21 protein-coding genes are annotated in these 25,994 nt (G+C 69.2%); 13 read left to right on the forward strand and 8 right to left on the reverse strand.

From position 1 onward, the window contains the following. From FJV41_RS31595 to FJV41_RS31605, 3 genes are all read right to left on the reverse strand, one after another. Positions 1 to 622: type VI secretion system protein IglI family protein (locus FJV41_RS31595; protein WP_281291515.1), on the reverse strand; the 622-nt coding region annotated here is incomplete at its 3' end. After that, a complete protein-coding gene (locus FJV41_RS31600) occupies positions 615 to 1,001 on the reverse strand; it encodes a DUF4280 domain-containing protein (RefSeq protein WP_141646313.1) in 387 nt (128 codons plus the stop codon). The genes FJV41_RS31600 and FJV41_RS31595, both read right to left, overlap by 8 nt. Before the next feature lie 182 nt (positions 1,002 to 1,183). Continuing rightward, entirely contained in the window at positions 1,184 to 2,902 is a 1,719-nt protein-coding gene (locus FJV41_RS31605) for an AMP-binding protein (protein WP_141646314.1), read from the reverse strand. Positions 2,903 to 3,151: 249 nt separating this feature from the next. Between FJV41_RS31605 and FJV41_RS31610 the strand changes: the two genes are divergently transcribed. The 6 genes from FJV41_RS31610 (at position 3,152) to FJV41_RS31635 (ending at position 9,943) form a co-directional block, all read left to right on the forward strand. Then, positions 3,152 to 4,318 (forward strand): Re/Si-specific NAD(P)(+) transhydrogenase subunit alpha, encoded by a 1,167-nt coding sequence (locus FJV41_RS31610; protein WP_246137551.1) that lies wholly within the window; start codon positions 3,152 to 3,154, stop codon positions 4,316 to 4,318. Position 4,319: 1 nt separating this feature from the next. Continuing rightward, a complete protein-coding gene (locus tag FJV41_RS31615) occupies positions 4,320 to 4,613 on the forward strand; it encodes an NAD(P) transhydrogenase subunit alpha part 2 (protein ID WP_141646315.1) in 294 nt (97 codons plus the stop codon). Then, the gene (locus tag FJV41_RS31620) at positions 4,610 to 6,025 is read left to right on the forward strand and encodes an NAD(P)(+) transhydrogenase (Re/Si-specific) subunit beta (protein WP_141646316.1); all 1,416 of its coding nucleotides are present in this window, start codon (positions 4,610 to 4,612) and stop codon (positions 6,023 to 6,025) included. Before FJV41_RS31615 ends, FJV41_RS31620 begins: the two co-directional genes overlap by 4 nt. Positions 6,026 to 6,351: 326 nt before the next feature. After that, positions 6,352 to 8,037: a GYF domain-containing protein gene (locus FJV41_RS31625; protein ID WP_181791055.1), complete on the forward strand. Its 1,686-nt coding sequence runs from the start codon at positions 6,352 to 6,354 to the stop codon at positions 8,035 to 8,037. A gap of 19 nt (positions 8,038 to 8,056) precedes the next feature. Continuing rightward, entirely contained in the window at positions 8,057 to 8,404 is a 348-nt protein-coding gene (locus tag FJV41_RS31630) for a DUF1330 domain-containing protein (protein WP_141646318.1), read from the forward strand. 126 nt (positions 8,405 to 8,530) lie between these two features. Then, positions 8,531 to 9,943: a S28 family serine protease gene (locus tag FJV41_RS31635; protein ID WP_141646319.1), complete on the forward strand. Its 1,413-nt coding sequence runs from the start codon at positions 8,531 to 8,533 to the stop codon at positions 9,941 to 9,943. On the opposite strand, the gene FJV41_RS31640 is transcribed toward FJV41_RS31635, so the two are convergent. The 5 genes from FJV41_RS31640 to polX form a co-directional block, all read right to left on the reverse strand. Beyond that, entirely contained in the window at positions 9,940 to 12,045 is a 2,106-nt protein-coding gene (locus tag FJV41_RS31640) for a M4 family metallopeptidase (RefSeq protein WP_141646320.1), read from the reverse strand. The two genes, FJV41_RS31635 and FJV41_RS31640, sit on opposite strands and share 4 nt — an antisense overlap. 306 nt (positions 12,046 to 12,351) lie before the next feature. Continuing rightward, positions 12,352 to 12,990, reverse strand: coding sequence for an RDD family protein (locus FJV41_RS31645; RefSeq protein WP_141646321.1), 639 nt, complete (start codon positions 12,988 to 12,990; stop codon positions 12,352 to 12,354). Between the two features lie 18 nt (positions 12,991 to 13,008). Continuing rightward, complete coding sequence (mrtX, locus tag FJV41_RS31650) at positions 13,009 to 13,734, reverse strand: myxosortase MrtX (protein ID WP_141646322.1); 726 nt, start codon at positions 13,732 to 13,734, stop codon at positions 13,009 to 13,011. Continuing rightward, positions 13,731 to 14,354, reverse strand: a complete 624-nt coding sequence (locus FJV41_RS31655; protein ID WP_141646323.1) for an MXAN_2756 family trypsin-like serine endoprotease — start codon at positions 14,352 to 14,354, stop codon at positions 13,731 to 13,733. Before FJV41_RS31655 ends, mrtX begins: the two co-directional genes overlap by 4 nt. Before the next feature lie 19 nt (positions 14,355 to 14,373). Next, positions 14,374 to 16,116, reverse strand: coding sequence for a DNA polymerase/3'-5' exonuclease PolX (gene polX / locus FJV41_RS31660; protein WP_141646324.1), 1,743 nt, complete (start codon positions 16,114 to 16,116; stop codon positions 14,374 to 14,376). 78 nt (positions 16,117 to 16,194) lie between these two features. On the opposite strand from polX, the gene FJV41_RS31665 reads away from it, so the two are divergent. The 7 genes from FJV41_RS31665 to eutB form a co-directional block, all read left to right on the forward strand. Beyond that, positions 16,195 to 16,512 (forward strand): Rieske (2Fe-2S) protein, encoded by a 318-nt coding sequence (locus FJV41_RS31665; RefSeq protein WP_141646325.1) that lies wholly within the window; start codon positions 16,195 to 16,197, stop codon positions 16,510 to 16,512. Positions 16,513 to 17,052: 540 nt separating this feature from the next. Further along, positions 17,053 to 17,550, forward strand: a complete 498-nt coding sequence (locus tag FJV41_RS31670) for a MogA/MoaB family molybdenum cofactor biosynthesis protein (RefSeq protein ID WP_141646326.1) — start codon at positions 17,053 to 17,055, stop codon at positions 17,548 to 17,550. Between the two features lie 183 nt (positions 17,551 to 17,733). Next, complete coding sequence (locus tag FJV41_RS31675) at positions 17,734 to 19,740, forward strand: M20/M25/M40 family metallo-hydrolase (protein WP_306440913.1); 2,007 nt, start codon at positions 17,734 to 17,736, stop codon at positions 19,738 to 19,740. 122 nt (positions 19,741 to 19,862) lie between these two features. Continuing rightward, entirely contained in the window at positions 19,863 to 20,843 is a 981-nt protein-coding gene (locus FJV41_RS31680; protein WP_141646328.1) for a TIGR02757 family protein, read from the forward strand. A 94-nt stretch (positions 20,844 to 20,937) separates the two neighbouring features. Next, positions 20,938 to 22,830 carry a hybrid sensor histidine kinase/response regulator gene (locus FJV41_RS31685; RefSeq protein WP_181791057.1) on the forward strand — a complete coding sequence of 631 codons (1,893 nt, stop codon included), beginning with the start codon at positions 20,938 to 20,940 and terminating at the stop codon, positions 22,828 to 22,830. Continuing rightward, on the forward strand, positions 22,827 to 23,981 hold the full coding sequence (locus FJV41_RS31690; protein ID WP_141646329.1) for a dienelactone hydrolase family protein: 1,155 nt from the start codon (positions 22,827 to 22,829) through the stop codon (positions 23,979 to 23,981). The genes FJV41_RS31685 and FJV41_RS31690 overlap by 4 nt, the downstream gene beginning before the upstream one ends. Before the next feature lie 112 nt (positions 23,982 to 24,093). After that, positions 24,094 to 25,994, forward strand: a 1,901-nt coding sequence (gene eutB, locus FJV41_RS31695) for an ethanolamine ammonia-lyase subunit EutB (protein ID WP_141646330.1), incomplete at its 3' end; no start/stop codon positions are given.

Here is a 25,994-nt window from a genome sequence, read left to right on the forward strand (position 1 = left end):
GCTGGGGTGCGAGCGCGAGCGCGGGCGGCGGCGCGGGTGGGGGCAGGGCCTCCAGGTGACGCCTCAGCCAGTGGCTGAGGTTGCGCATGGGCTCCTCGCAGCCATTCTTGGGAAGGGCGGAGGGCATCGCGGCGAGGATGGGCTCGGAGAGCTTGAGGGCTTCTTCGATGGGCGCGCGGTTGTCGGCCTCGCACCAGCGCCGCCACGAGGCGTCCTGCTTCTTCTCGTTGTGCGCCAGGTGCTTGTTCACCGAGCGCAACAGCCAGCGCAGTCCGCTCTCCAGGAAGATGTCGCGCTTGGCCTCCGGGCCGAACGCGGCGCGGCTGGTGGTGAGCACCAGGAGGAGCGAGCGGAAGAGGCCCGGCATCGCGAGCAGGCCCTGCTCCTGGAAGGCGCCGAAGAGGTAGGCGCCGACGAGCCGCGTGTCGCGCTGACCCTCGCGCAGCAGGGCCTCCGCGCTGCGGGCCGCGTTGGCGTAGTCGCCGCTGGCGACGGCCTCCGTGACGGCCTCCACGCGGGGGTCGGGCTCTTCGCCCGGTGCCAGGCGGGGAGGCTCGCCCTCCAGGGGCTGCTCCAGGAAGGTGCCGTCGAAGGGCGGCAGGCTTTGGGCCAGGTCAGCCATCGATGACCTTCACCTGTCCGGGGGAGACGACCTGGATGACGCCGCCGTACGAGCACATCAGCTTGGAGTTGCTCTCCAGCGCGGGCGCGTTGCCGAGCATCAGCTTGGGACAGCCGGGCACCCAGGGCGCCGCGGTGGCGGGGATGCAGGGCATGGGCGTGAGGACGCCGAGCGCGGCCGCCGTCGCCGCCGCCACCGTGGGGTTGGCCAGCGACTGGCACATCCCGAAGGGAGGGATGTTCACCAGGGGCTTGTTGTCGAGGACGTTCGCCGCGGGCGTCGGGCTGACCACCTTGTTGGTGGGCAGCACCACCAGCGACGAGGGGGCGAGGCCGAAACTGCACTGCAGCATCGCTCCCATGACGACCTGGGCTCCCATGCGAGCACCTCGTGGGCGTCGTGGGTTCCGGGATGGAACGTCAGACGCTGAGCCACGCCATTGCGTGGCGCGTGCCAGCGTTCAGATCCGGCCGTTTCCCTCTGGGGCCTCGAAGGGGGAGGGGGCCGGGTCGGCCAGGACGCGTCGCCAGGGAACGCGGGCGCGTCCGCCGCGTACGCGCGCTAGCGGGAGCGCTCGTCGTCGCCGGGGCCCCGGACGCTCTCGCGAGCGCGGCCCCTCAGCGCGGTGAGGGCCTGGAACACGGGGTCCGACGACTTCTGGTGGAGCGCGCCCGTGAGGTACTGGGAGCGGCACCACTCCGCGTTGACCTGTCCGTCCTTCGTCCTGTGCGGGAGGAGGGGGAACAGCTCGATGCGGTCCGGGAGGTGCTCGGCGCCCAGCCGCAGCTCGAGCCGGCGGCGAATCTCCAGGCGTCGGTTGCCCGCCTCCTGCGTGAAGCGCTCCGCGTCCTCGGTTCCAGTGAAGACGAGCAGGACGTGAGGTGTGTGCTGCGCGGTGCCTCCCGACGCGGCGATGCTGACGCAGGCCCCCTGGCAGAACGGCAGGTCGGCGAGCGCCTCCACGACTTCCGTTGATGGGTAGATGCGGCCGTCGCGGCGGACGTCGCGCGTTCCGGCGTAGAGGAATTGCTCGCGTTGGCGGGTGAGGATGACGTGGCCGGGGGGGCGGTCCTTGTCCGGCAGCGGCGTGAAGACGCCCACGTCGCCCGCGGCCTCCTGGCCACTCAGGTTGAGGTCCTTCAACGTCCAGGGGCGCCCGGGTGCGGGGGCGATGGCCGCGTTCAGCTCGCCGATGCGGCGGGGCGACGCGAGCACCACACCGCCCTCCGACGCGTCGATGAGCACCAGCGCGTGGGGCACCCTGGTCAGCTCCGACTGCCGCACCCACTCCCGCCAGGCCTCCCAGTCGTGGAGGGCATCGACGGAGCGGAACCAGTGCCCCACGCCCTTGAGGGGCCCGGAGCGGGCGCGCGTCAGCGTGTCTCGGAGGGCCGGAGAGACGCCGAGCGCTCGCGGCGGGTGCTCGAGCAGCAGGCCGGGGGTGCGCTCCAGGTCCGCGGGCTCCAGGTGGAGGAAGGTCGCGCCCCTCAGCAGCGAGGCGAAGAGCAGGGCGGGCTGGTGCTGGAGGAAGTGGAGGCCGGGCGCTGCGAGCACGTCGCCCGCGCCCAGGCCGAAGGTGAGCAGCCCGTCGCACAGCGCGCCGGTCCACGCGCGCTCGGCGCTGAGGGGCACGGGGGTGTCCGGCGGGTCGACGCGCGGCGAGAACAGCAGGGCCACCGTGTCGGCGGGGCGGTACGTATGGGAGGCGAACGAGGGCGCCGCGTCCCCTCGGGAGCGCAGCAGGAGGTTCTCGAAGCCCTTGATGAGCGGCGCCTGGTGGGCCTCCGCGGAGATGTGCTGGGGCTCCAGGAGCGCGAGCCTCCGCGACAGGAACAGGGGCCCGGTGGGCGGCAGGACGCTGATGCACGCGCCCAGCTTCAGCGCGGCCATGAGCGAGACGAGCAGCTCCTGTCCCAGCGGATGGACGAGCGCGACCTTCACGCCCGGCTTGACGCCCTGGGCGGCCCACTCCGTGGCGCGGCGGGACGCACGCTCGCCCAGCTCCCGGTAGCCCAGGGCCTGCCAGCCTCGCGCGGAGTCCCAGGCGCGAAAGGCCGCAGCGCCGGAGTCCGCGTGGCGGACGACCAGGTCATGGAAGAAGTCGTGGTGCTGGCCCGGGCGGCTCTTCGGCGCGGGGCCGCCCCGTCCCGCGTGGTGGGTGGCGAGCGCGGCGATGAAGCCCTCCGAGTCACTCCAGCTCTCCTTCAGCCAGGTGGGGAGCCCTCCATCGGAGGAGGCGGCTTCGGACTGGCGAAGGATTTCCCGGAGGTCGAAGGGCATGGTGGCTTTCTCCCGGCGAGTCTATCCGACGGGGGGACGGGTGCGTCGGCCCCCGACAGCAAGAGTCGGGCCGGTATGGGCCTCGGATTCGGGTGGAGCCGTCCGGGTGGGGGGATGTCGGGGCTCGGGGGAACCCCTTACGTTCGCGACAACGCCTTGCATGGTGAACACTCGTGACGCGGCCGTGCTTGACACGGATTGCAATGGCTTTCGTTGGCTGGGATTGAATTGGGCGGAGGGGATGGGCCTATGCTCGCCCGCATGATCATCGCCATCCCCCGTGAAACGGTGCCGGGTGAAAGGCGGATCGCGCTCGTGGCGGAGAGCGTGAAACGCCTCGTCGGCAAGAAGCATGAAGTGGTGGTCGAAAGCGGTGCGGGCCTGGGCGCGGAGTGTTCCGACGACGAGCTGCGGGCCGCGGGTGCCCGGGTGGAGTCGAGCGTCGACGCCCTCTATGCCGCCGCCGACCTGCTGCTCAAGATTCAGCCGCCGGACGAGACGGAGCTGGGCCGGCTCAAGGCGGACTCGGTGCTGGTGAGCCTGGCGTACCCGCTGGCGAATCCGGCGCTGGCGCGAGAGGTGGCGAAGCGGCGGGTGACGTTGCTGGCCGTGGACATGATTCCGCGCACGACGTTGGCGCAGATGATGGATGTGCTCAGCTCGCAGGCGACCATCGCGGGTTACCGCGCGGTGTTGCTGGCGGCGGAGGCGCTGCCCCGGCTGTTCCCCATGTTGATGACGGCGGCGGGCACCATTCCTCCCGCGAAGGTGCTGGTGCTGGGCGCGGGCGTGGCGGGACTGCAGGCCATCGCGACGGCGCGGCGGCTGGGCGCGGTGGTGGAGGCGTACGACGTGCGCAAGGTGGTGAAGGAGCAGGTGGAGAGCCTGGGGGCGCGCTTCGTCAACATCGACATCGCGGACGCGGCGGGCTCCGGCGGGTACGCGAAGGAGCTGGGCGAGGAGGCGAAGCGCAAGCAGGCGGAGGTGCTGGCGACGCACGTGGCGAAGTCGGACGTCGTCATCACCACGGCGCTGGTGCCGGGGCGGCGCGCGCCGGTGCTCCTGCCCGCGGAGATGGTGCGGCGGATGAAGAGTGGCTCGGTGGTGGTGGACATCGCGGCGGAGCAGGGTGGCAACTGCGAGCTGACGCGCGCGGGGGAGCGCTACCGCACCGAGACGGGCGTCACCGTCATCGGCGAGCGCAACCTGCCCAGCCAGATTTCGGTGCATGCCAGTGCGATGTACTCGCGCAACATGGAGAAGCTGCTCGCGCACGTCACCGACAAGGACGGCGTGCTCGAGCTGGATGTCGCGGATGAAATCGTGAAGGGAATGCTCATCACCCGGGGCGGGGACGTGGTCCACCCGGCCGTCGCGGACATGGCCATGGCGGACCTGGCCAGGAGAGAGGGCTGACATGTCGCTGACGCTGATCTTCGGCCTCTACGTCTTCTTCCTGGCGGCCTTCACGGGCTACCAGGTCATCTCCAAGGTGCCGCACCTCCTGCACACGCCGCTGATGGCCTTCACCAACGCCATCTCCGGAATCTCACTGGTGGGCTCGCTGCTCGCGGCGGGTGGGCACTACGGGACGGTGTCCACGATGCTCGGCGCGGTGGCGGTGCTGGCCGCCACCATCAACGTCGTGGGTGGCTTCCTCATCACCGACCGCATGCTGCGGATGTTCAAGAAGAAGGGCGGCGCGCGATGACCCTCTCCCTGACGGAGACGTTCGTCCAACTGCTGTACCTGGGCGCCTCCATCCTCTTCGTGCTGGGCCTGAAGGATTTGGGCGACGCGCAGACGGCCCGGCGGGGCGTGCTGCTCGCGGAGATTGGCATGGTGGCCGCCGTCGCGGGCACGCTGCTGTACGGCGTGGGCGTGACGCAGGTCATCGTGCGCTGGGAGTGGATTGTCGTGGCGCTGCTCATCGGCTCCGCGGTGGGCACGGGCATGGGCCTATGGATTCCCATGACGAAGATGCCCGAGCGCATCGCGCTCTCGCATGCCTTCGGTGGCCTGGCGGTGGGGCTCGTGGGCGTCGTCGAGTACCTCCAGCACGGAGGTCCCCACATGAGCACGCTGCAGATCACCGCCACGGGCCTGGAGGTGGCGCTCGGCGCGCTGACGTTCACCGGAAGCATCATGGCCTTCGGGAAGCTGCAGGGCTTCATCACCGGCCGGCCCGTCACCTACCCGGGACAGAACATCTCCAACATGCTGATGATTGTCGGCACGCTGGGGCTGATTGGCTTTCTTGTCTATTCGCCCGACGCGTCGTGGGCCTTCTATTCCGTCGCGACGCTGGGCGTGCTGCTGGGGGTGTTGCTGGTGCTGCCCATTGGTGGCGCGGACATGCCAGTGGTCATCTGTCTGCTCAACTCGTATGCGGGCCTGGCGGCGGCGGCGACGGGCTTCGCGCTGGGCAACAACGTCCTCATCATCTGCGGCGCGCTGGACGGCTTCTCCGGCTTCCTGCTGGGCATGATGATGTCCAAGGCGATGAACCGCTCGTTCGCGAACGTGCTCTTCGGCGCGTTCGGCGCGGCACCGGAGGCAAAGGCCGTCACGGAGGGCGCATCTGCCTCGGGTCCGGCGCCCAACGTGGGCAGCGTGGAGGAGGCCGCGGAGGTGCTGCGCGCGGCCCGCTCCGTCATCGTCGTGCCGGGCTACGGCATGGCCGTGTCGCAGGCTCAGCACGCGGTGAGGGATCTGGCCAACGTCCTTCAGGCCAATGGCTGCGACGTGCGCTACGCCATCCATCCGGTGGCCGGACGGATGCCGGGGCACATGAACGTGCTGCTGGCCGAGGCCAACGTTCCGTATGACCACCTGTTCGACCTGGACGTCATCAACGACGACTTCACGGCGACGGACGTGGCGCTGGTGGTGGGAGCGAATGACGTGGTCAATCCGGCGGCGCGCTCCAACCAGAGCAGCCCCATCTACGGCATGCCCATCCTCTCCGCCGACATGGCGAAGACGTGTGTCGTGCTCAAGCGCTCGCTCAACCCGGGCTTCGCCGGAATCGAGAACGAGCTCTTCGTGCGCCCCAACACGATGATGGTGCTGGGGGACGCGAAGAAGACGCTGATGCAGTTCACTTCCGCACTGAAGGAGTAGCTCCAAGCGGAGGCGCGGGGCGACTGCGGGCAAGCCCCGGCGCCCCCTCTTTCTGATCCGAGAGAAGCGTCTCTGACCCAGGAGTGATTGAAGGCACAGCACCGCATCCGTATGCGAATGTGAGGAGGTGTGCCGAGTTATCCGGAATGACGGTGGAGAATTCCATTCCGCATCCTCATTGAGTGTGGACCCTGGCTACCTTCGCGCAGAGACTCTCCGTTGACGAAATCGCGCATCGGCATTCCATTGAGGGATTCGGATGGAGCTGGGGCGGGGCGGAATCAAGGAGTTGGCGAATGGTCGGCGACTCACGGGAAGGAAAGGCCTTGCCGGAGGAGGTTTCGGCGGGCACGACGGAGCCTGAAGGCGGAGGCACCCCCGTGTTCGGTGGCGTCTCCGAGGCGGAGCTCGACGTCTTCGTCAGCAAGCTGCGCACGGACAAGAACCCGCGCGTGCCGGCGGCGACGTCGCGCGCTCGCGGTGACGTGCATGGTGAGCGGCTGCACAAGGGCGTGCGTCGTTCGCTCGTGTCGTCCGTGGTGGAGGAGGAGCCCGCGCCGACGCCGGTTCCCACCGAGAAGCACGCGTGGTTCATCGCGCTGGGCGCCAGGCCCGCGGGGCCCTTCGAAGCGGAGGCCCTGAAGGGGGCGTGGGAGCGCGGCGAGCTGGGGCCTGACTCGCTGTGCTGGCGCGCGGGCTTCGCGGCATGGCTGCCCTTGGGGCAGGTTCCGGAGCTGCTCCAAACGCTGGCGCCGCTCCCCCTGGAGCTGGAGCTCAGCGCCGCCGTGGACGCGGCCCTGTCGGCCGCTTTCTCCGAGGGGCCGGAGCTGCCCGCGGCCACCGTGGCGGAGGCCTCGGGCATTCCCGCATGGGCCGTCGAGGCGTCCCCACGGGCGACGTCCAGCACCCCGGTTGAAACCGTGGGAACGCACGCGGTGCTCGCCGAAGTCACCGAGGTCTCCGAGCAGGTGGAGGCCCGTTCGCGAGTGGGCGGCTGGTGGTTCACCCTGGCCGGTGGCGTCGCGGGGGGTGTGACGGTCGCGCTCGTCATGGGCCTGTTCGGTCGCTGGGATGGCGCCTCGGCGCTGCTCGCCCGCATGAATGTCGCGGAGCTCTTCAATCCCGCGCCCTCCCAGGTGGTGGCTCCGCCCGTCGTGGCCGTGGCCCCGCCCGTGGTCGCGAGCGCGCCTGTCCCCGAGGCCGTGGCAACGACTCCCGTGTCCGTGCCGGGTGAGCCCCTGGCGGGTGCCACGCAGGGTGTCTCCGCGCCGACCGGTGGGGGTATCGCGATGGATGTCGTGGCCGCCCCCATCGCTCCCACGTTGCCGCCAGTCGCGGCGGTCCGTCCTTCCCTCGCGGGTGTCGCGGCCGTGGAGCGGGGTGGCGCGGTGCCGGTGCTGGCCGTGTCCGGTGGGGGACTCGCGAAGTCCGTGGGAGCCGCCGCGCCTTCGTCCAGCATGGACCGGGACGTGGAGGCCGCGCCGGCGGTCGCCGCCGTGTCGCCGAGGATTTCCGAGGTCAAGCTGGGTTCTGGAGAGCGGCCCGTGTCGCCGCCGCCCACGCCCGTTGAAGCGCCCGTGCGCGCGAGCCCGCCGCAGCCCGGCTCGGATGACGACCTGGGGCCCGATGAGGACTTCGCGCGGGAGCTGGCGGGGCCTTCTCCCGGCTCGGGTGGGCCGGAAGACGCCCCTTCCGTCTACATCCCGCCGGTGGCGCCCATCCAGAATCCGCGCGTGTCGCTGGCGCAGTCGGATGTCTTCGAGGTGGTGCTCGCCAACAAGAGCGAAGTCACCGCGTGCGCGGACGTCAAGCCGCGTCCGGTGGACGAGGGCGCGCGCGTGGTGGTGCGCTGGTCCATCCTTCCGAGTGGAGAAGTGTCCGAGGTCGTCACCGAGACGGCCTCTCTGCGCGGCACGCCGTTCGCGCGTTGCATCGAGGCCAAGGTCGGCGCCTGGGTCTTCCCCAAGCACCATGAGCAGGGGGGGCCGGTGCGGTTCCCATTCGTGTTCTGATCCCACATCAGGAGCGCCCATGCCTGCCTACGTCGTCGTCGAAATCTCGGTGCATGACGTGCAGACCTACGAGCGCTACAAGCAGCTCGCGCCTCCCTCCATCGCCCACTATGGCGGCCGCTATCTCGTCCGGGGTGGTGCGACGGAGGCGCTCGAGGGGACGTGGCAGCCGCCCCGCTTCGCCCTGCTGGAGTTCCCCACCATCGAGCAGGCCCGCGCCTGGTGGTCCTCTCCCGAGTACGCCGCCGCCAAGGCGCTGCGCCATGCGAGCGCCCACACGATGATGTTGTTGATGGACGGGCTGCCGCAGGATGACCGGCACGCGGTGGCCCTGGCGGGCGCCAGCGCCGAGTCCTCGGCTCCCTGAGCGGGTTTCGCCCGCGGTGCCCGCGCGAGCGAGGGGGCGCGCGAATCGGAGTAGCCTCCGCGTCACGCGCCGGACTCCCGTGCTCGCATCTCGCAGGCGGTGGTGCCCGGCCGGAACTGGAGCGCCATGTCTTTCGCCGAGCCCCTCTTGCGCCGCGGGCGTTTCGCATCCGTCCTGCTTCTGTGTCTGCTGTCGGCCTGTGACAACGGGGGAGAGCCGCCGACGGAAGAGGACGTCCTCGTGCAACTGGCCCGCATCCCCGGCCTCACGGTGCGCGAGGAGCCCGCGGGCCCCCAGCTGCCGAACCACCGCTTCTTCGTCATGGAGTTCGAGCAGCCGGTGGACCATGCCCATCCGGACGGTCAGCGCTTCCGCCAGCGTTTGACGCTGCTGCACATCTCGCGCTCCAGTCCCATGGTGCTCTACTCGGGGGGCTACTTCGTCTCCACGGAGCCGTCGCGACGCGAGCCCACGCAACTGCTCGACGCCAATCAGCTCTCCGTGGAGCATCGCTACTTCGGGCCGAGCCGCCCCACGCCAACGGACTGGAGCCAGCTCACCATCCGGCAGTCCGCGGACGACTTCCATCGCATCGTCGAGGCGTTCAAGCCGGTGTATCCCCTGCGGTGGGTTTCGACGGGCGCGAGCAAGGGGGGCGAGACGATGGTGTTCTTCCGCCGCTTCCACCCCCAGGACGTGGACGCGACGGTGGCCTACGTGGCGCCCATCGCCCGCTTCGACGATGACCGCTTCATCACCTTCCAGGAGTCCGTGGGCGAGGGAGCGTGTCGGGAGCGGCTGAAGTCCTTCCAGCGCGCGGCCCTGGACCGGCGCACGGCCCTGCTGCCGCTGATGGACGCGAGGGCCCAGCAGCGCGGCCTCACCTTCCAGCACCTGGGCCGGGAGCGCGCCTTCGAGCACGCCATCATCGAGCACTACTTCTACTTCTGGCAGTACGACAGCCTCGCGCGCTGCAACACCGTGCCGAACGACTCCGCGAGCGACTCCGCGCTCATGGACGAACTGGACGGGCGCGTGGGGCTCGACTTCTTCTCCGACGCGGACGTGGAGGCCTATGGCCCGTATTTCTACCAGGCCGCCGTGGAGCTGGGGCACCCGAGGCCCTTCGAGGTCCACCTGGCAAGCCAGCTCCAGCATCCGGGCACCGACGTGCCCTCGGTGTACGTCCCGCCCGGCCTGAGCCCCGTGTTCCGTCCGGAGGCGATGCCGGACATCCAGGACTGGGTGTCCACCCAGGGCGAGCGGCTGATGTTCATCTACGGCGGCCATGACCCGTGGAGCGCGGCGGCGTACGAGCTGGGTGGGGCTCGCGAGGCCGTGCTCTACACGGTGGCGGGAGGCAATCACGGCGCGCGCATCTCGCAGCTGCCGGAGGCCGAACGCAACGAGGCCCGGGAACTCTTGCGCCAGTGGGCTGGCGTGAGTCCCCAGGCCTCGGGGCTGCAATCACTGTCGTGGCGGCTGGAGCCAGAGGGCGAGGAGTTCGGTCCCCGCCCTCCGCGCTCACGTCAGCGTTAGTTCACGCCGACGGCGGTCCAGCTCTCCTTGACCTTCGCCACCTCGGCCGAGTCCGCGCCGTACAGGTCCGTGGCCGCGGTGATGGTCGCGGCGCGGGCCTGGGCGAACGTGGTGTTCGGCGTCATGTAGTGGGCCAGGGCGCGGTAGTAGATCTTCAGGCCCTTGTCCATGCCGATGCCGTCCTTGACCTCGAGCTTGGACGTGCTGTTCGTGCCGCCGTTCGCCAGGAGGTAGAAGGCGTTGTTCGCGATACCGCTCGACCCGTGGACTTCCGTCTGCTTCGGGTAGTCCTTGTAGTTGTCGATGGAGTACCCGTCCTTCTTCGGGTCGTTCATGTAGCGCAGGCCGTCCTCGTTGGAGCCGTTCGTCGGCGTCCAGGCGGTCTCGCCCACCGTCCAGTTGAACTTCACCTCGGGGTTCTTCGTGGACGCGTACCACTCCACGCCCGCGCCCATGATGTCGCTGAACGCCTCGTTCAGACCACCGGACTCGTTGCGGTAGATGAGGCCGGCGGTGCGCTCCGTCAGGCCGTGGGTGATCTCGTGGCCGGCGATGTCCAGCGCGGTGAGCGGGCCGGACGTCTTGCCGTCTCCGTCGCCGTAGCTCATCTTCGTGCCGTCCCAGAACGCGTTGACGTAGTTGGTGCGCACGTGGACGAAGGAGTTGAGCGCCTCGCCCGCGCCGTCGATGGAGTCACGGCCCAGGATTTCCTTGTAGAAATCGTAGGTCATCTCCGCGCCGTAGTGCGCGTCCACGGCCGCCTTGGTGCGCGGACCGTCGGAGGCCTCGCCCCAGACGTTGTTGTCGTCGGTGATCTGCGTCTTGCCCGACGCCGTCGTCTTGTTCATCGCGTCGTAGGTGTTCACGCCCTTGCCGCGCGTGCCGTCCTCGAGCGTGTACTTGCCGTCCGCACCCTTCGTGGTCTCCAGCGCGACCTTGCCGCTGTACAGCGAGGTGTCGTCCACCGTCTTGTTGGTGGGCTCCTCGACGGGGGGCGTGGTCTCCGTCGGGGTGATGCTCACGCCCCAGCCGTTCAGCGTGCCCTTGTCCAGCCGGGCCTTGTCCTCGACGGTCAGCGTCCACTCGCCCTTGGCGCTCTCACCGGCGAACGCGCTCAGGTCGAACGAGCCCTTCACGTCGTCCGTGCTGCCGCCCTTGCGGTCGTGCACCACGGCGCTCGTGCCGGAGGGGCTGGTCAGCGTGACCTTCAGGTCGCCCTTGAACGTGTGGGCGATGTCCAGGTCCAGCTTCAGCTTGTCGATGGTCACGTCCTTGTCGAACGCGATCTTCGACGTGACGGTGCCCTGGTCGGCGATCTCCGTCTTCGTGGTGGACGTCGCGGTGATGGGCTCGGGAGCCGCCGCGCCCTTGGGGGCCGCGCGGTTCGAACCGTAGAACCCGCCAATCTCGTTGAAGGACTCGAAGACCTTCCCGGTGTTCGCATCCACCAGGTAGTTCATCTTCTGGGGGCGGTCCTGGCCCTCGATCGCCTGCATCTGGACGCGGTACGCGGAGTGATACTCGCCGGCCTTGTCCTGGTAGATGACCCGCTCGGCGTTCGGCTGCTTGTCCGGCTTCAGGCCGAACTCCTTGCGCGCGATGTCGATGGCGGACTGCGTGTTCAGCTTGGGCAGCTCGCGGCCCAGGCCCGCCGGCACCGTGGACTGCTCGCCGGTGACGCCGGTGACCTTCCCGTCCTTGTCCAGGTGGGAGATGATCTGCTCACCGAAGACCTTCACGCCCTCGTGAACGCGGTCCAGGCGGACGTGCGTCATGCCGAGCGCGTCGCGCTCGACGTTGGCGGGAACGAACGTGGTGGGCTGGGGCAGCAGCGTCTGCGCGCCCTTCAACGGGTTGATGTGGTTCAGCGAGGCCTGCACGGCCTGCTGCGCCTCGGGGCTGGTCAGCGCGATCCGGCCAGGACCAGCGGGGGCCTGGGTCAGCGTCTTCTCCGCACGCGCCAGCTCCGTGGGACGCGCCGAGGGGCCGAAGCCGTCCTTGGTGGTCAGCGGGGTGGCGGCCTTCGCCGTGTTCTTCGGCTGGGCCTCGGTGGTTGCGGGACGGACGCTGACGGGCTTGGTGTCGACTCGGCGGATGGTCATTCGAAGCTCATTGACAGCGGGGGATGCCAGGATTGTCGCGCTGACGTCACATGGAGTTTCGGATCTCAGTGCTGCGACGCGCCATCCCCGCTTTCTCCGCTTATTTTTGCCAGTGTTTCAGTGATTTCAGCCCTCTTGTGAGACTGGAGGTGTGTCTCGTTCTTCCAGGGGTGGAATCGGAGGGGGCTGTGGGTGGAGTCCGAGCCGACTCGTGGGCGGGGCTCCCGGGAATTAACGGTGAATTATCCCGGCATTTTTCCACCCCCAAAGGGGGAGAAATGAGGGTTTCCGGGGAGCTGGGGTGGATCAGCCCCGGTAGGACGGGGTCCCGGTGCGCTCGTGCTCGGGGACCTGGATGACCTGGGTGTCCGCCAGGTAGTCGTGGATGCAGCGCCGGTCCTCCCGGAAGATGCAGATCGCGTCGGCAAGGCCAAACACGCACAGCACCTGATTCAGGATGCCGGGGAGCAGGTTGCGCAAGAGGAGGATTCGCGCGATTGAAACATGGCTCCCGTCCATCCTCACCACGCGGATGTGGCGCCAGCGCTTGCCCAGGCTCTGTCCGTTCGTCGCGGCGTAGTAGATCTGCCAGCCGCACAGCAGGAGGGAGCCGAGGATTCCGCCCAGCAGGAGGGGAATCGAGAGGACCTCCTGCCCCGTCAGCTCGTCGGTGATCGCCATCGCGACGAGTCCCACGATGAAGGGGACGAAGACGACGAAGGAGTCCACCAGGTTGGCGAGGAAGCGGTCTTCTCGGGAGGCTTGAGGTGGAAGGGCCCTTGCCGCGCAGGCGCCGCAGTAGCGCCGCCCGTCACGCGCCCACTGCAGGCAGTGGTGGCACACGAAGGTGCCACAGCGCTGGCAGGCGGCGGTGGCTGTCGTCTCCGGGTGGAAGGCACAGCGGGCGTCGAGCGACGGGCTCGCGATGGGGTCCATATGTGACATGACGGCTCCAGGCGGGGCTCAGGGCCCGCCGAAGAACGAGACCTCGAGCACTCGCACGAAGAGGTTGCAGGCCGCGTGAAACAGCGCGGCGCCCACGACGGTGCCGGTGCGCTCGCGCATCCATCCGAACAGCAGCGCGGGGAAGAAGACGGACAGGCGCCACGCCTGGAAGATGGCCAGGTGCCCCAGGGCGAACAGCACCGCGGTCACCCAGAACGCGGGCCCCAGCCGCACGCCCAGGAACTTGCGCCCCTGGGGCCACGCGTCGCGCAGGCGCGTCTGCAGATAGCCCCGGTAGAAGAACTCCTCGGGCAGCGCCACGACGAAGAGTTGATCCACCACCCACTCCCCGAAGCGCGGAGGCAGCCGGAGGCGGAAGTGGGCCTCTCCGCCCAGCGGCGTGAGGTGGCGCGCGAGTGTCTCGGGCAGGTGCGGCAACAGCTCCGCGAAGCCGGCGAACGCCAGGAAGAAGAGCGGGCCCACCACCGCGGAGAACAACAGGAACAGGCGCACGTCCTCGCGCCACGCGCGCAGGGACAGGCCGTAGTCGCGGTAGTCCTCGTCCCGCCAGCGCATGGGGATGAGGGGCAGGTAGAGGAAGCCCACCGTCGCCACCAGTTTGGGGATGCTGGTGCCGCCGAAGATGAGGAACGCGGCGATGATGCCCGCGAAGCCCAGGGCCCACAGGCCCACGGCTTCCTGCACGGCGTTGGGACGCCAGGGGGTCGCCACCGTTTGAGTCATGGCTCGTTCGCGGAGGCGAGGGTGAGCTTCACCTCGCCCAGGGGGAGCACCCTGCAGCCGCTCCGGGTGCGTTGCACCACCACCGCCACCAGTCGCCCGTCCGCGTCGAACAGGGGACTGCCGGGGGGCAGGGCCAGGGGGACATCATAGAAGGGCGCCGGTGCGCGCGCGGCCTGGGCCGCTTCGGGCTTCGCGGGGCGATTCCGGGCGCCAGGGATGACGCCCACCACCCAGCGACCCGCCAGGCTGTCGCCCTCCTTGAGGAGGCGCACGGGCACGGCGGGGTAGGCGCCGTCTGGCGCGGCGACGACGGCGACCTTCAGCGCCACGTTGGCGAGCAACACCCGCGCGGGCAGGGCCTGCCCCCCGTGCTCCACCGTGGCGACGTTCAGGCCCACGTACTCCAGGCCCACGGGGTCCATGGAAGTGAGCACCTGTCCCGCGGTGCCCACGAAGATGCCCGGGCCGGCGCGTCGGGGACCGCTCACCTTCACCACCGAGCGGCTGTGCTGCTCCATCACCCGCTGGAGGTCGGCGCGCGAGGGCCGTCCCGGGTCCGCCGAGGCGGCGGGCAGGGTGACGAGACACAGTGCGAGGGCGAGCGGAGACAGGCGGGACATCGGCGCGCGCCGCAGCCTATCACCGCCCGGCGCGCAGCGCGGTGAGGAAGCGTTCCGCCGGCAGCGTGTTCAATACGTCCTGCTTTCGGGCCCAGCCGCGCCGCGCGGTGGCCACGGCATAGGCCAGGTTGCCGAGGTCCTCCCTGCGATGGGCGTCGCAGCTGACCACCAGCTTCACGCCGAGCTGGGTGGCCTTCCGGACATACTCGGCCTTGATGTCCAGCCGTGCGGGCTTGCCGTTGATCTCCACCGACACCCCGCGCTTCGCGGCGTGCTCCAGGATGTCCTCCATCCGGAGCGGGTAGGGCTCGCGGCTCTGGATGAGACGGCCGGTGGGGTGTCCGAGGATGTGCAGGTGCGGGTTGTCCATCGCGGTGAGCACCCTGCGCGTCATCTGTTCTTCGTCCATGCCGTGGCGCACGTGGATGGAGGCGATGACGACCTCGAGTTGCTCCAGCACCTTGTCGTCATAGTCGAGCGCGCCGGACTCCAGGATGTCCACCTCGATGCCCTTGAGCAGTCGCATGCCGGGCACCGCTTCGTTGACGCGGTCGATCTCCTCCCACTGGCGCTTGAGCGCCTCCACCTTGAGGCCGCCCGCGTAGATGGCCGCCTCGCTGTGCTCGGTGATGGTGAGGTACTTCAGGCCCAGCGCCTTCGCGGCGAGCGCCATCTCCTCCAGCGAGTTGCGTCCGTCCGACCAGGTGCTGTGCGCGTGGACCGCGCCCTGGACGTCGTCCATCGTGACCAGGTCGGTGGGGAGCTTCCCCGCGCGCGCGGCCTCCACCTCGCCATTGTCCTCGCGCAGCTCCGGGGGGACGAATTGCATGTCGAGCAGCGCGTAGAGCGCCGCTTCGTCGTTCACCTGAAGCTTGGTGCCGTCGTCGCGGTGAACGCCCCACTCGGAGATCTTCATGCCCCGCTCGTGGCCCAGGTTGCGCAAGCGGATGTGGTGGGCCTTGGAGCCGGTGAAGTGATGCAGGGCGGTGGCGAAGTCCTCGTCCGGCAGGACGCGCAGGTCCACCTGGAGGTCTCCCGCCTCCATGCGCACGGAGCACTTGCTGTCGCCCTTGCCGAGCACGGTGGCGACACCGGGCGAGGTGGCCAGGGCGTCCAGCACGGGCCCGGCGACCGCGGCCGAGGCGATGATGTCCACGTCCGACACCGTCTCCGCGCGGCGGCGCACGCTGCCACCCAGGCTCGCGCGCACCACGCCGGGCGAGGCGCGCACGCGCTCCAGCAGGGCCTCGGCGATGGGGAGCACGTCTCCCAGGAGCTTGCGCTCGCCGCGAGCGCGCCGGAACAGGGCGATGCCCTCCAGAATCTTCGCCTCGCTCTTCGCTCCGAAGCCCTTGAGCTCGCGCACGCGGCCCTCGCGGCAGGCCGCTTCGAGCTCCTCGACGGAGCCGATGCCCAGCTCCTTCCAGAGCGCGGCGACCTTGCGCGGGCCGATGTCCGGCAGCTTCATCAGGTCCAGCAGGCCTGGGGGGAACTTCGCCCGCAGGTCCTCGAAGTAGGTCATCCGTCCGGTGGTCACCAGCTCGGAGATCTTCTCGGCGAGCGCGGGGCCGATGCCCGGGAGGCTCTCCAGGCGTCCTTCCGAGACGATGGCGCCCAGGTCCTGGGTAAGGCCGAGGATGCGGTCGGCCCCCATGTCGTAGGCGCGAGAGCGGAAGCCATTCTCGCCCTGGAGCTGGAGCAGCAGGGAGATGTCCCGGAGGACCTGGGCAACGGTGGCTTTGTCGACGATGGGAGCGGTCACGGCTGGAGTCACGCGGAGGAAGGTAATGCCCGGGGAACGGGGATGCAGGCCGCTCCTCGTTATGGGAAAAGGACGGCGATGACGAAGATCAAGCTCGGACCGGCGGACTTCGCCGAAAAGGAAATGCGCGGCTACGAAGTGGGCAAGCGCAACGTCTGCATCGCGAAGATTCACGGCCGATACAAGGGCCTTGATGATTGGTGCAACCACGCGGGCTGCCTGCTGTCCGGAGGTCGCCTCGAGGACAACCTCGTTGTCTGCCCGTGTCATGAGGTCGGCTTCGACATGGATACGGGCCGGAACGAGACCTCCCCGGGGGTCTGTGACGACCAGCCGACAGTGACGGTCGAGGTCCAGGACGGCGCCCTCGTCGTCGACCTCCCCGACAATTCCTGAAGCACCAGACGCAACGGAGTCCTCTTCATGGCACACGACGGACACGACCATGACCCCCGTCATGGCGACGGACACGGGCATGACCACGGCCACGCGCACGGGAATGACCCTGTGCACACTCATGCACACAAGCATGAGCACGGGCACAGCCACCCCCATGAGCACGGCGACGGGCAGTCCCACGCGCACGAGCACACCCACGCGCATGAGCACCCGCACGAGCACGGGGGCCATGACCACGGCCACGAGGGCGATGCCCACGACCATGCCCATGCGCACGGGGGCCACGAGCACGGGCATGACCACGGCCACGGGCACGAGGGCCATGCCCACAAGCACGAGGCCCACGGGCATGACCACTCCCATGCCCACGGGCACAGGGGCCACGAGCACGGCCACTCGCACGAGCATGGGGGCCATGACCGCGGTCATGACCACTCGCACGACCACGGGCACGCGGGTCATGACCACGGCCACGAGGGGCATGGCCACTCACATTCACACGACCACGGCCACACCCATGATGCCGCGGAAGGGAACGTGCCGCGGGAGCACAAGTCGCGTGCGCCGGTCCACGTCAGCGCCTTCATCGTGACGTGCTCGGACAGCCGTGACGCCGCGCGTGACGCGAGCGGCAAGGTCCTGCGTGAAGGGCTGGAGGCCGCGGGCCACGGCATCGCGGGTTACGTCGTCGTGAAGGACGAGCCGGAGGCCATCCGGGCCGCGGTGGCGGAGGCCCAGGCCTCGGGCGCTCGGGCCATCCTCTTCACGGGAGGCACCGGGATTGGCCGGCGCGACACCACCGTGGAGACGCTGCGGGCTTTGTTTGAGAAGGAGCTGCCTGGCTTCGGCGAGCTGTTCCGCATGCTGTCGTACCGACAGATTGGCAGCCCCGCGATGATGTCCCGCGCGACCGCAGGCACGTATCAAGGAATGATAATTTTCGCGCTTCCGGGCTCGCCCCAGGCCGCGCGACTGGCCCTGGACGCGCTCATCCTCCCAGAACTGGGCCACGCGGTGCGGGAACTCACTCGATAATCAACATCCGGGAATTCTGGCGTTTGGCCGTTGATACGGTTTTTCTGTATTGGGGCTGGTTTGAGGATTGACCCGCAGGCAACGTTTACGCAGAGTAGTCAACATTCGCTGCTCTGTCGCGAATAGGTTTGCAGGTCGTCCCCCACAAAGCAGACCTCCCGAAAGAGGAGGAGCCCCATGCACATGAAGCGATTGGCTTCGTTGGTGTTGATGCTCGGTTGTGTCTCGGCGTTCGCGAAGGCGTCGGAGCGAGAGGTGTGGATCACTCTCGGCTCGGACGCGCTGTCGGAGGTGAACGCCGCGTTCATCGTCGCGGGGGCGAAGGTTCCCTCACTTGCAGGGCAGAAGGGCGACGTCGTCGCGCTGAAGCTGCCCGAGTCGGAAATCAACCGGGTCTCCCGGGTGATGCACGACAAGCTCAACCGCTGTGGTGGTTTCGTCTACCACGACACGGAGGCGGAGGCCCTCGCGGCCATCGCGAGTGTCGGCCAGACGCAGCTCAGCCCTCTGGCGGTCACGTACACGCTGGACAACGGCCCGGTCGTCAACACGCTGCTCGGGAGCATGACCGAGGCGAACATCCTGGCGAACATCACCCACCTCTCCAGCTACGCCACGCGCTACTACACGTCCGCGACGGGCGTGCAGGCGGCGAACTGGCTCAAGGGCCTGTGGGAAGGTTACGCGGGAGCGCGTGCGCAGACGGGTGGTGACGTCACCGTCCAGCTGTTCACCCACGCGGCGTGGGCGCAGCCGTCCGTCATCCTCACCATCACCGGCACGGAGACGCCGTCGGAGATCGTCGTCGTGGGCGGTCACCTGGACTCCACCAGCTCCTCCGGCAATGCCCCCGGCGCGGATGATGACGCGTCCGGCATCGCCACCCTCACCGAGGTCATCCGCGTGGCCATGGCCAACGGCTACCACCCGGCCAAGACGGTGAAGTTCATGGCCTACGCCGCCGAGGAAGTGGGCCTGCGTGGCTCCAAGGAAATCGCCGACCAGCACAAGAACCAGGGAGCCAACGTCATCGGCGCGCTGCAGCTCGACATGACGAACTTCAAGGGCTCCACCATCGACGTCGCGCTGATGACGGACTTCACGAACGCGGCGCAGAACACCTTCATCACCAGCCTCATCTCCGCCTATGTCCCGGGCGTGCAGGCGGCGAACTCCACGTGCGGTTACGCGTGCTCGGACCACGCCTCGTGGACGAACGCGGGCTTCGCCGCGTCGATTCCGTTCGAGGCGCTGATGGGCCAGCACAACAACCTCATCCACACCTCCAGCGACACGCTGGCGAAGAGCAACAACACCGCGACGCACGCGCTCAAGTTCGCGAAGGTCGCGGGCGCGTACGTGGCGGAGCTCGCCAAGGGCACCGCGAACCTCGCCGACAGCGAGCCGCCCACCGTGAGCCTCACGGCCCCGTCGGATGGCGCCACCGTGTCCGGCAGCGTCACGCTCTCCGCCACCGCCGCGGACAACACCGGCATCGGCCGCGTGGAGTTCCTGGTGGACGGCAACGTCGTGGGCACCGCCACCGCGTCTCCGTACTCGGCCTCGTGGAACTCCGCCGCCGTCGCGAACGGCAGCCACACCGTGGTGGCGAAGGCCTACGACCTCATCGGCAACACCGCCAACAGCACCTCCATCACCGTCACCAGCAGCAACGCCTCCAGCAACGCCATCTACGACACGGTGCTGCGCGTGCCGCGCTGCTCCAACGTGGGCAACGTGTGTGACTCCACCACGCTGCTCAACGGCCGCGCCGGCCTGGGGCCCGAGCTTCACGCTCCCAACACCATCAACAACTCCTGCGCGGACGGCCTCTCCGGCGCGTACCACGCCGACGAGTCGAACGACCGCATCCGGGTGTCCACCGTCAGCGGCGCGCCCTTCGCGGCGGGCCAGACGGTGCGCGTGGAGGCCACCGTGTGGGTCTTCGCCATCCGGCCGGACAAGCTGGACCTGTACTACACGGCGAACGCCAACAGCCCGGTGTGGACGAAGATCGCCACCGTCGCCCCGGTGGCGACCGGCCAGCAGACGCTGACCGCCACGTACACGCTGCCCGCCGGCACGCTGCAGGCCGTGCGCGCCCGCTTCCGCTACAACGGCAGCGCGGCGCCCTGCGGGACCACCTCGTACGACGACCACGACGACATCGTGTTCGCCGTGAGCCCGTAGCCACATAGGATGCCCCCCGCGCCCCCTTCCCGGTTCGGAAGGGGGCGTGGACTCCCGGGACACCAGGTCTCGGGAAGCGTGGGCGGCGGGCCGCCGTTCCAGGAGCATTTGGGAGCCCCGACGTGACACGCCGCTCGAAGTTGAATCCCGGCCTGAGCCCCCGGGCGGCCGAGCACCTGCGCCCCCGGCTCGACGCCTTCCTGGCCTCCACGGATGCCCGGGCCCGCATCGGGTTCGACCCGGTGGAGTTCCCCCACCGCTACAAGGACGCTCGCGACATCGAGGTGAGCGCGTTGCTCGCCTGCGCGCTGGCCTATGGCCGCGCGGACCTGTTCCGTCCCAAGGTGGACTCGCTGCTCCAGCGCATGGGGCCATCCCCCGCGGCGTTCGTGCGCGCGCTCGACATTCCGGGAGCGAAGGCGCTGCTGGACGGCTTCGTCTATCGCTTCAACGTGGGCACCGACGTCGCGGTGTTGCTGCTGGGCATGGGACGCGCGCTGCGGGAGCACGGAGATTTGGAGTCCCTCTTCGTCCAGGGGCTCGTCGCCGAGGGGAGTCTGCATGGCGCGCTGGGCGCCTTCACCACCGCGCTGCGGCGCGTGCCGCTCGAGCCCTTGCGCGCGGCGATGGGACCCGAGCGAGGGCTCCACCACCTGCTGCCTTCCCCGCTGGGCCTGGGCGCCGCCAAGCGGCTGAACCTGTTCCTGCGGTGGATGGTCCGAGGCCCGGACGCGGTCGACTTCGGCATCTGGAAGCGGGTCGCACCCTCGGTCCTGATGATTCCGTTGGACACGCACATCGGTCGTATCGCCGGGCACCTGGGCCTGACACGTCGCAAGGATTTGACCTGGCGCACGGCGGAGGAGGTGACGGCGTCGCTGCGGGCCCTGGATGCGGAAGACCCCGTCCGGTACGACTTCGCGCTCTGCCACTATGGGATGAGTGGGGCGTGCCCGGCGCAGCCGGTGCCGGAGAACTGCGAGCGCTGTCCGCTCCTGGGCGCCTGCCTCGTGGGGCCGCGCGTGGTGGCGGCGGCGACCCGTCGGGTCCCTGGTGCCTCGCGACCGCGGGGTTCCTCGGTGTCGCGCAGGGAACGTCGTTGACCGTGGGGCGCTGGAGCGCTGCAATCCGGTCGGGTGTCTCCGTGTCTTCTCGATGGGGACATCGAGGCCTCCCCGGGCCGAGGAGCGTGAAGCGGTGCTCGCAACACTGGTGGCGGTGCCTCCGGCGGTGGCGGAAGCAGTGGAGCGCGGCGTTCGCGCATCGGGAGCGGGACAGCACTGCCACGTGTTGTGCGTGACGGGCACCGATGTGATTGCCTCTCCGGTGGAAGAGGGGCTCCTGGTGACGTGGGATTCAGGGGGCCCGCTGGAGGACGTGCTCGCGGACGTGGGTCGACTCCACGCGCTCCGGGTTTCGGCTCGCACGCACCTGGTGGTGCTCACGACGCGCGCGGACGCGGAGACGCAGGCGATGGCGGAGGCCGGAGCCGACGAGTGCGTGGCCTCCCCGGCGACGGGCTGGGGCGCGCGACTGGCGGCCTTGCGTCGGCGCATGGAGACGGAGACGGGCGAGCGGGATTTGCAGGCCCTGCGCCGCACCTGTGAGTTCCTCCGCAGCGCGCTGGACGCGGTGCCTGAACCGCTCTTCGTGAAGGACCGGCAGCACCGCTGGGTGGCGCTCAACAGCGCCTTCTGCCGCTTCATGGGGCACCCCGCGGAGGCCTTGTTGGGCCGCTCCGACCACGAGTTCGTGCCCGCGCACGAGGCGGACAGCTTCTGGCGCAATGACGAGCAGGTGTTCCGCTCGGGTATTCCCGACGAGACGGAGGAGACCCTCACGGACCGGACGGGACTGGCCCGGGTGCTGGTGACGAAGAAGGCCACGTTCAGCGGCGCTGGAGAGACGTTCCTCGTGGCCATCATCCGCGACATCACCGACCGAAAGCGCCTGGAGTCGCAGCTCCTGCTCGCCGAGCGGATGGCGTCGGTGGGCACGCTGGCGGCCGGAGTCGCGCACGAAATCAACAACCCGCTGGCCTATGTCACCTCCAACCTCGCGTTCGTGAGGGACCTGCTGGCGCAGCAGGAGCTGTCGTCGGAGCAAATGCCCGAGCTGCGAGAGGTCGTGTCGGACGCCCTCGACGGAGCCGGACGGGTCTGCGCCATCGTCCGGGACCTGCGCACCTTCGCTCGCGGGGACGAGGAGCATCACGGTCCGGTGGACGTGCTGCGCGCGGTGGAGGGCGCGCTGCGGTTGGTGCGCAACGAACTGACGCACCGGGCGCGCGTGGTGTGCACGCTGGAGCGCGTGCCGCCCATTCACGGCAACGAGGTGCGGCTGGGGCAGGTGGTGCTGAACCTGTTGGTGAACGCCCTCCAGGCGCTTCCTCCGCGTCCCGTCGAGGAGAACCGGGTCCGTGTCAGCCTGCGCACCGGACGCGTGGGGCAGGTGGAGCTGGAGGTCACCGACAACGGGATGGGCATGGCGCCGGAAGTCCAGCGGCGCATCTTCGACCCCTTCTTCACCACGCGCTCGGTGGGGGAGGGGACAGGGCTGGGCCTGTCCATCTGTCTCACGCTGGTACAGGCCATGGGGGGCCGTATCGAGGTGAGCAGCGCGCAGGATTGGGGAAGCACCTTCCGCGTGGTGCTGCCGGCGCTCTCGGTCGGAACGGTCGCCGCGCCCGAATCGCCGGTGCTCGGCGCGGTGGTGCCGTCGTTGGTTCGCCGCAGACTCCTGCTCATCGATGACGAGCCGTCCGTGGGCAACTCGGTGAGCCGGCTGGTGCGCGACGTGTATGAGGTCCACGCGGTGCAGGACGCACGCGAGGCGTTGCGACGGTTGTCCACGGGCGAGCGATTCGATGCCATCCTGTGTGACTTGATGATGCCGGGCATGAGCGGAATGGACTTCGTGGTGGAGCTGGAGCGACTGGCGCCCGAGCTGGTGCTGCGCACGGGATTGATGACGGGTGGGGCCTTCACCGCGCAGGCGCGCGAGTTCGTGGGCCGCCATTCGAGAGGGCTGTTGGAGAAGCCCTTCGAGCGCGAGCGCCTGTGCACCTTCGTGGAGCACCTCTTTCCATGAAGAGGGCGACTCGGCGGAACCTGGGCCTTGGCCTGGTCGTGGTGCTGGTGGGCGTGGTGCTGGTGGGCATGGACTGGCTGCGCGGCCTGTCGTTCGTCGTTCGCGCCGCGGGGATGGAGGGCTCGGTTCCAGAGGTCGTGGCCCGATGGTGCACCGGGCCCTTCGAGGTCAGCGAGCTGACTGTCCCCACGCGCCACGGGGACGTGCGTGCGCGGTTGTATCGGCCACGGGAGGTCCGGGGGCGCACGGTGGTGTTGACCTCGGGCGTCCATGCCGACGGCATCGATGAGCCCCGGCTGGTGAAGCTGGCCAAAGACCTGGCCACGGGCGGGCAGACGGTCCTCACCCCCGAGCCGCCGGACCTCCTGCGCTACGAAATCACCGCGCGCCTTCCCGACATCATCGAGGACGCGGCCCTGTGGACCGCCGCCCGCGAGGACCTGGCGCCTGGCGGGAAGGTGGACCTGTTCGGCATCAGCTTCGCGGGAGGGCTCTCCGTGGTGGCGGCGGGGCGTCCCGCGCTGCGAGACAAGGTCGCCTCCACGCTCTCTTTCGGAGGGCATGGAGACCTGCCCCGGGTGCTGGCCTTCCTGTGCAGCGGGGTGTTGCCAGACGGTTCTCACCTGGCGCCGCATGACTATGGCGTGGTCATCATCCTGCTCAATGTCGCGGACCGGCTGGTGCCACCGGAGCAGGTGGAGCCGCTGCGCGAGGGCATCCGGACCTTCCTTCGCGCTTCACACCAGACGCAGAAGGACCAGAAGCTGGCGGAAGTGACCTTCGCCCACGCGCGGGTGCTGGAGACCCGCATGCCCGAGCCGGCATCGAAGCTGATGGGGTACGTGAATACGCGGAACGTGGCGGCGCTGGGGCCCCTGCTGCTGCCGCTCGTCCGGGACTTCGCCGCGGACCCGTCGATGTCGCCGGGCAGGTCTCCCGCGCCTGCCTCGCCCGTGTATCTGCTCCATGGCGCGGGGGACACGGTGATTCCAGCCATGGAGTCCGTGCTGCTGGCGGACGCATTGCGCCCCTACACGGAAGTGCACCAGCTCTCCACGCCGCTCATCAGCCATGCGGAGGTGGACCGGAAGGCGGGGGCGGCGGACGTGGTCCGGATGGTGGGCTTCTGGTCGAGCCTGCTGGACGAGTGAGGCGGTCTCCACTCCCGACCGACCGCCGAGCGAGCACCCAGGCGTCATCCAGCGGACAGCGCGGTGCGGGCATGGCTTCCGGAATGAAACGCCGGATACATTGTCTCGCGCCATGAGCGTCAGTCTCCGTGACGTCCTCACAGGTGAGGACGTGTTCGGCTACATCCATCGGGTTCAAGGTTCATTCGACTCGCGCCTCTTCCAGCGGATTCTCGGCGCCGCCAATGCGTTCAAGGAGGGTGACGAGGCCCTCGGCATCGCCGCCGCCGACGAGGACTCCCGGGCGAATGCCCGGGCGCTGCTGGCTCGCACGCGGCTGGGTGACCTGCATTCGCACCCTCCCTTCGAGGACCGGCTCCACGCCTTCATGATGGAGGCCCTGGACGTCGAGGAGCTCCAGCGGTTGGCGGACTGGACGCTGGGGCAGCTCAAGGCATACCTGCTCTCGGCCGACGAGGCGGATGTCCAATCCATCCTGGGGGGCCTGGGCAGCGACGTCATCGCGTGTGTCGTGAAGCTGATGAGCGACGCGGAGCTCAAGGCGGTGGGCTCGCGCATCTTCCATCCGTTGCCGGGCAGCAACCTGGGCGCGAAGGGATATCTGGGCGCGAGGCTCCAGCCGAACTCGCCCACGGACCACCCGGACGACATCCGCTGGCAGGTGTTCAACGGCTGGTCCTTCGCGGTGGGGGATGTGGTGCTCGGGACGAATCCCGTGTCTTCCGCGCCGGAGTCCGTGGCGGCGGTGGAGGCGGCGCTGCACGACCTCCTTGTCACCTTCGGACTGACGGAGGTGATGCCTCACTGCGTGCTCTCGCACATCGACGTGCAGGCGAAGGTGGAAGCGCTGCGGCCCGGCACCACGGGCATCTGGTTCCAGAGCCTTGCGGGCAACGAGGCGGCGAATCGGACCTTCGACCTCACGCTGGAGAAGATGGCGGAGCACGCGGCGAGTCGGACGGGGCGATACGGGCTCTATTTCGAGACGGGGCAGGGCGCGGACGCGACGAACGGGCACCACTTCGGTTGCGACATGCTGGTGCATGAGTCACGCAAGTACGGCTTCGCCCGGGCGCTGAAGGCGCGGGTGTCGCTGGCGCAGCTGGGAGCGGGACGGACGCCCGCGCCGTGGGTTCACGTGAATGACGTGGCGGGGTTCATCGGCCCGGAGGTGTTCCGCACCCGGGAGCAGCTCGTGCGCTGCTGCCTGGAGGACATCGTCATGGGCAAGCTGCACGGGCTGATGATTGGCCTGGACGTGTGCTCGACGTTGCACATGGACGTGTCGCTGGACGACCTGACCTGGTGTCTGGAGCAGGTGGTGGAGGCCGCGCCCGGCTATCTGATGGCGTTGCCCACGCGCAATGACCCGATGCTCAGCTACCTGACGACGAGCTTCCAGGACCACGTGCGGCTGCGCGAGAAGCGGGGCTTCAAGGTCGACGACCGGATGTGGGCCTTCTTCCAGTCGCTCGGGGTCATCGATGCAGCGGGGCGGCCCACCGAGCACTTCGGAGACCCGGCCTGGGTCTATCTCCAGTATCGCCGCCGCAAGGGGGATGAGCGATCGGACGCGAGCATCCTGGAGGAGGCGCGCTCGGAGATGGCGGCGGTGCGTGAGCGGGGCGTTCCGCTGGCCGTGGGGCATGGCGAGACGCCGTGGGAGCTGGAGCCGTCGCTGGAGCGAGAGCTGCGTGCCCTGTACGAGGACGCGAAGGTGGGGCTCTGGTCGGAGCTGACGGACTCGGTGGTGGCGGGGATTCCCGAGGCGGTGATGCTGCGCACGTGCGCGGAGGACCGTCGCGACTACATCCTGCATCCACCGGCGGGAGAGCGGCTGGACTCGGCCTCCGAGCTGGCGGTTCGGATGCTGCGGCTGAGGCACGAGGGCCGCTGGGATGCGCAGATACTCATCTCGGACGGACTGGATGCGCGCTCGCTGATGGACGAGGGGCACCTGCACCCGTTCCTGACGGAGCTGAGGCGTGAGTTGGAGGCGGCGGGGTGGAACTG

Origin of the sequence: Myxococcus llanfairpwllgwyngyllgogerychwyrndrobwllllantysiliogogogochensis (assembly GCF_006636215.1) — a bacterium.
Lineage (GTDB): Bacteria > Myxococcota > Myxococcia > Myxococcales > Myxococcaceae > Myxococcus > Myxococcus llanfairpwllgwyngyllgogerychwyrndrobwllllantysiliogogogochensis.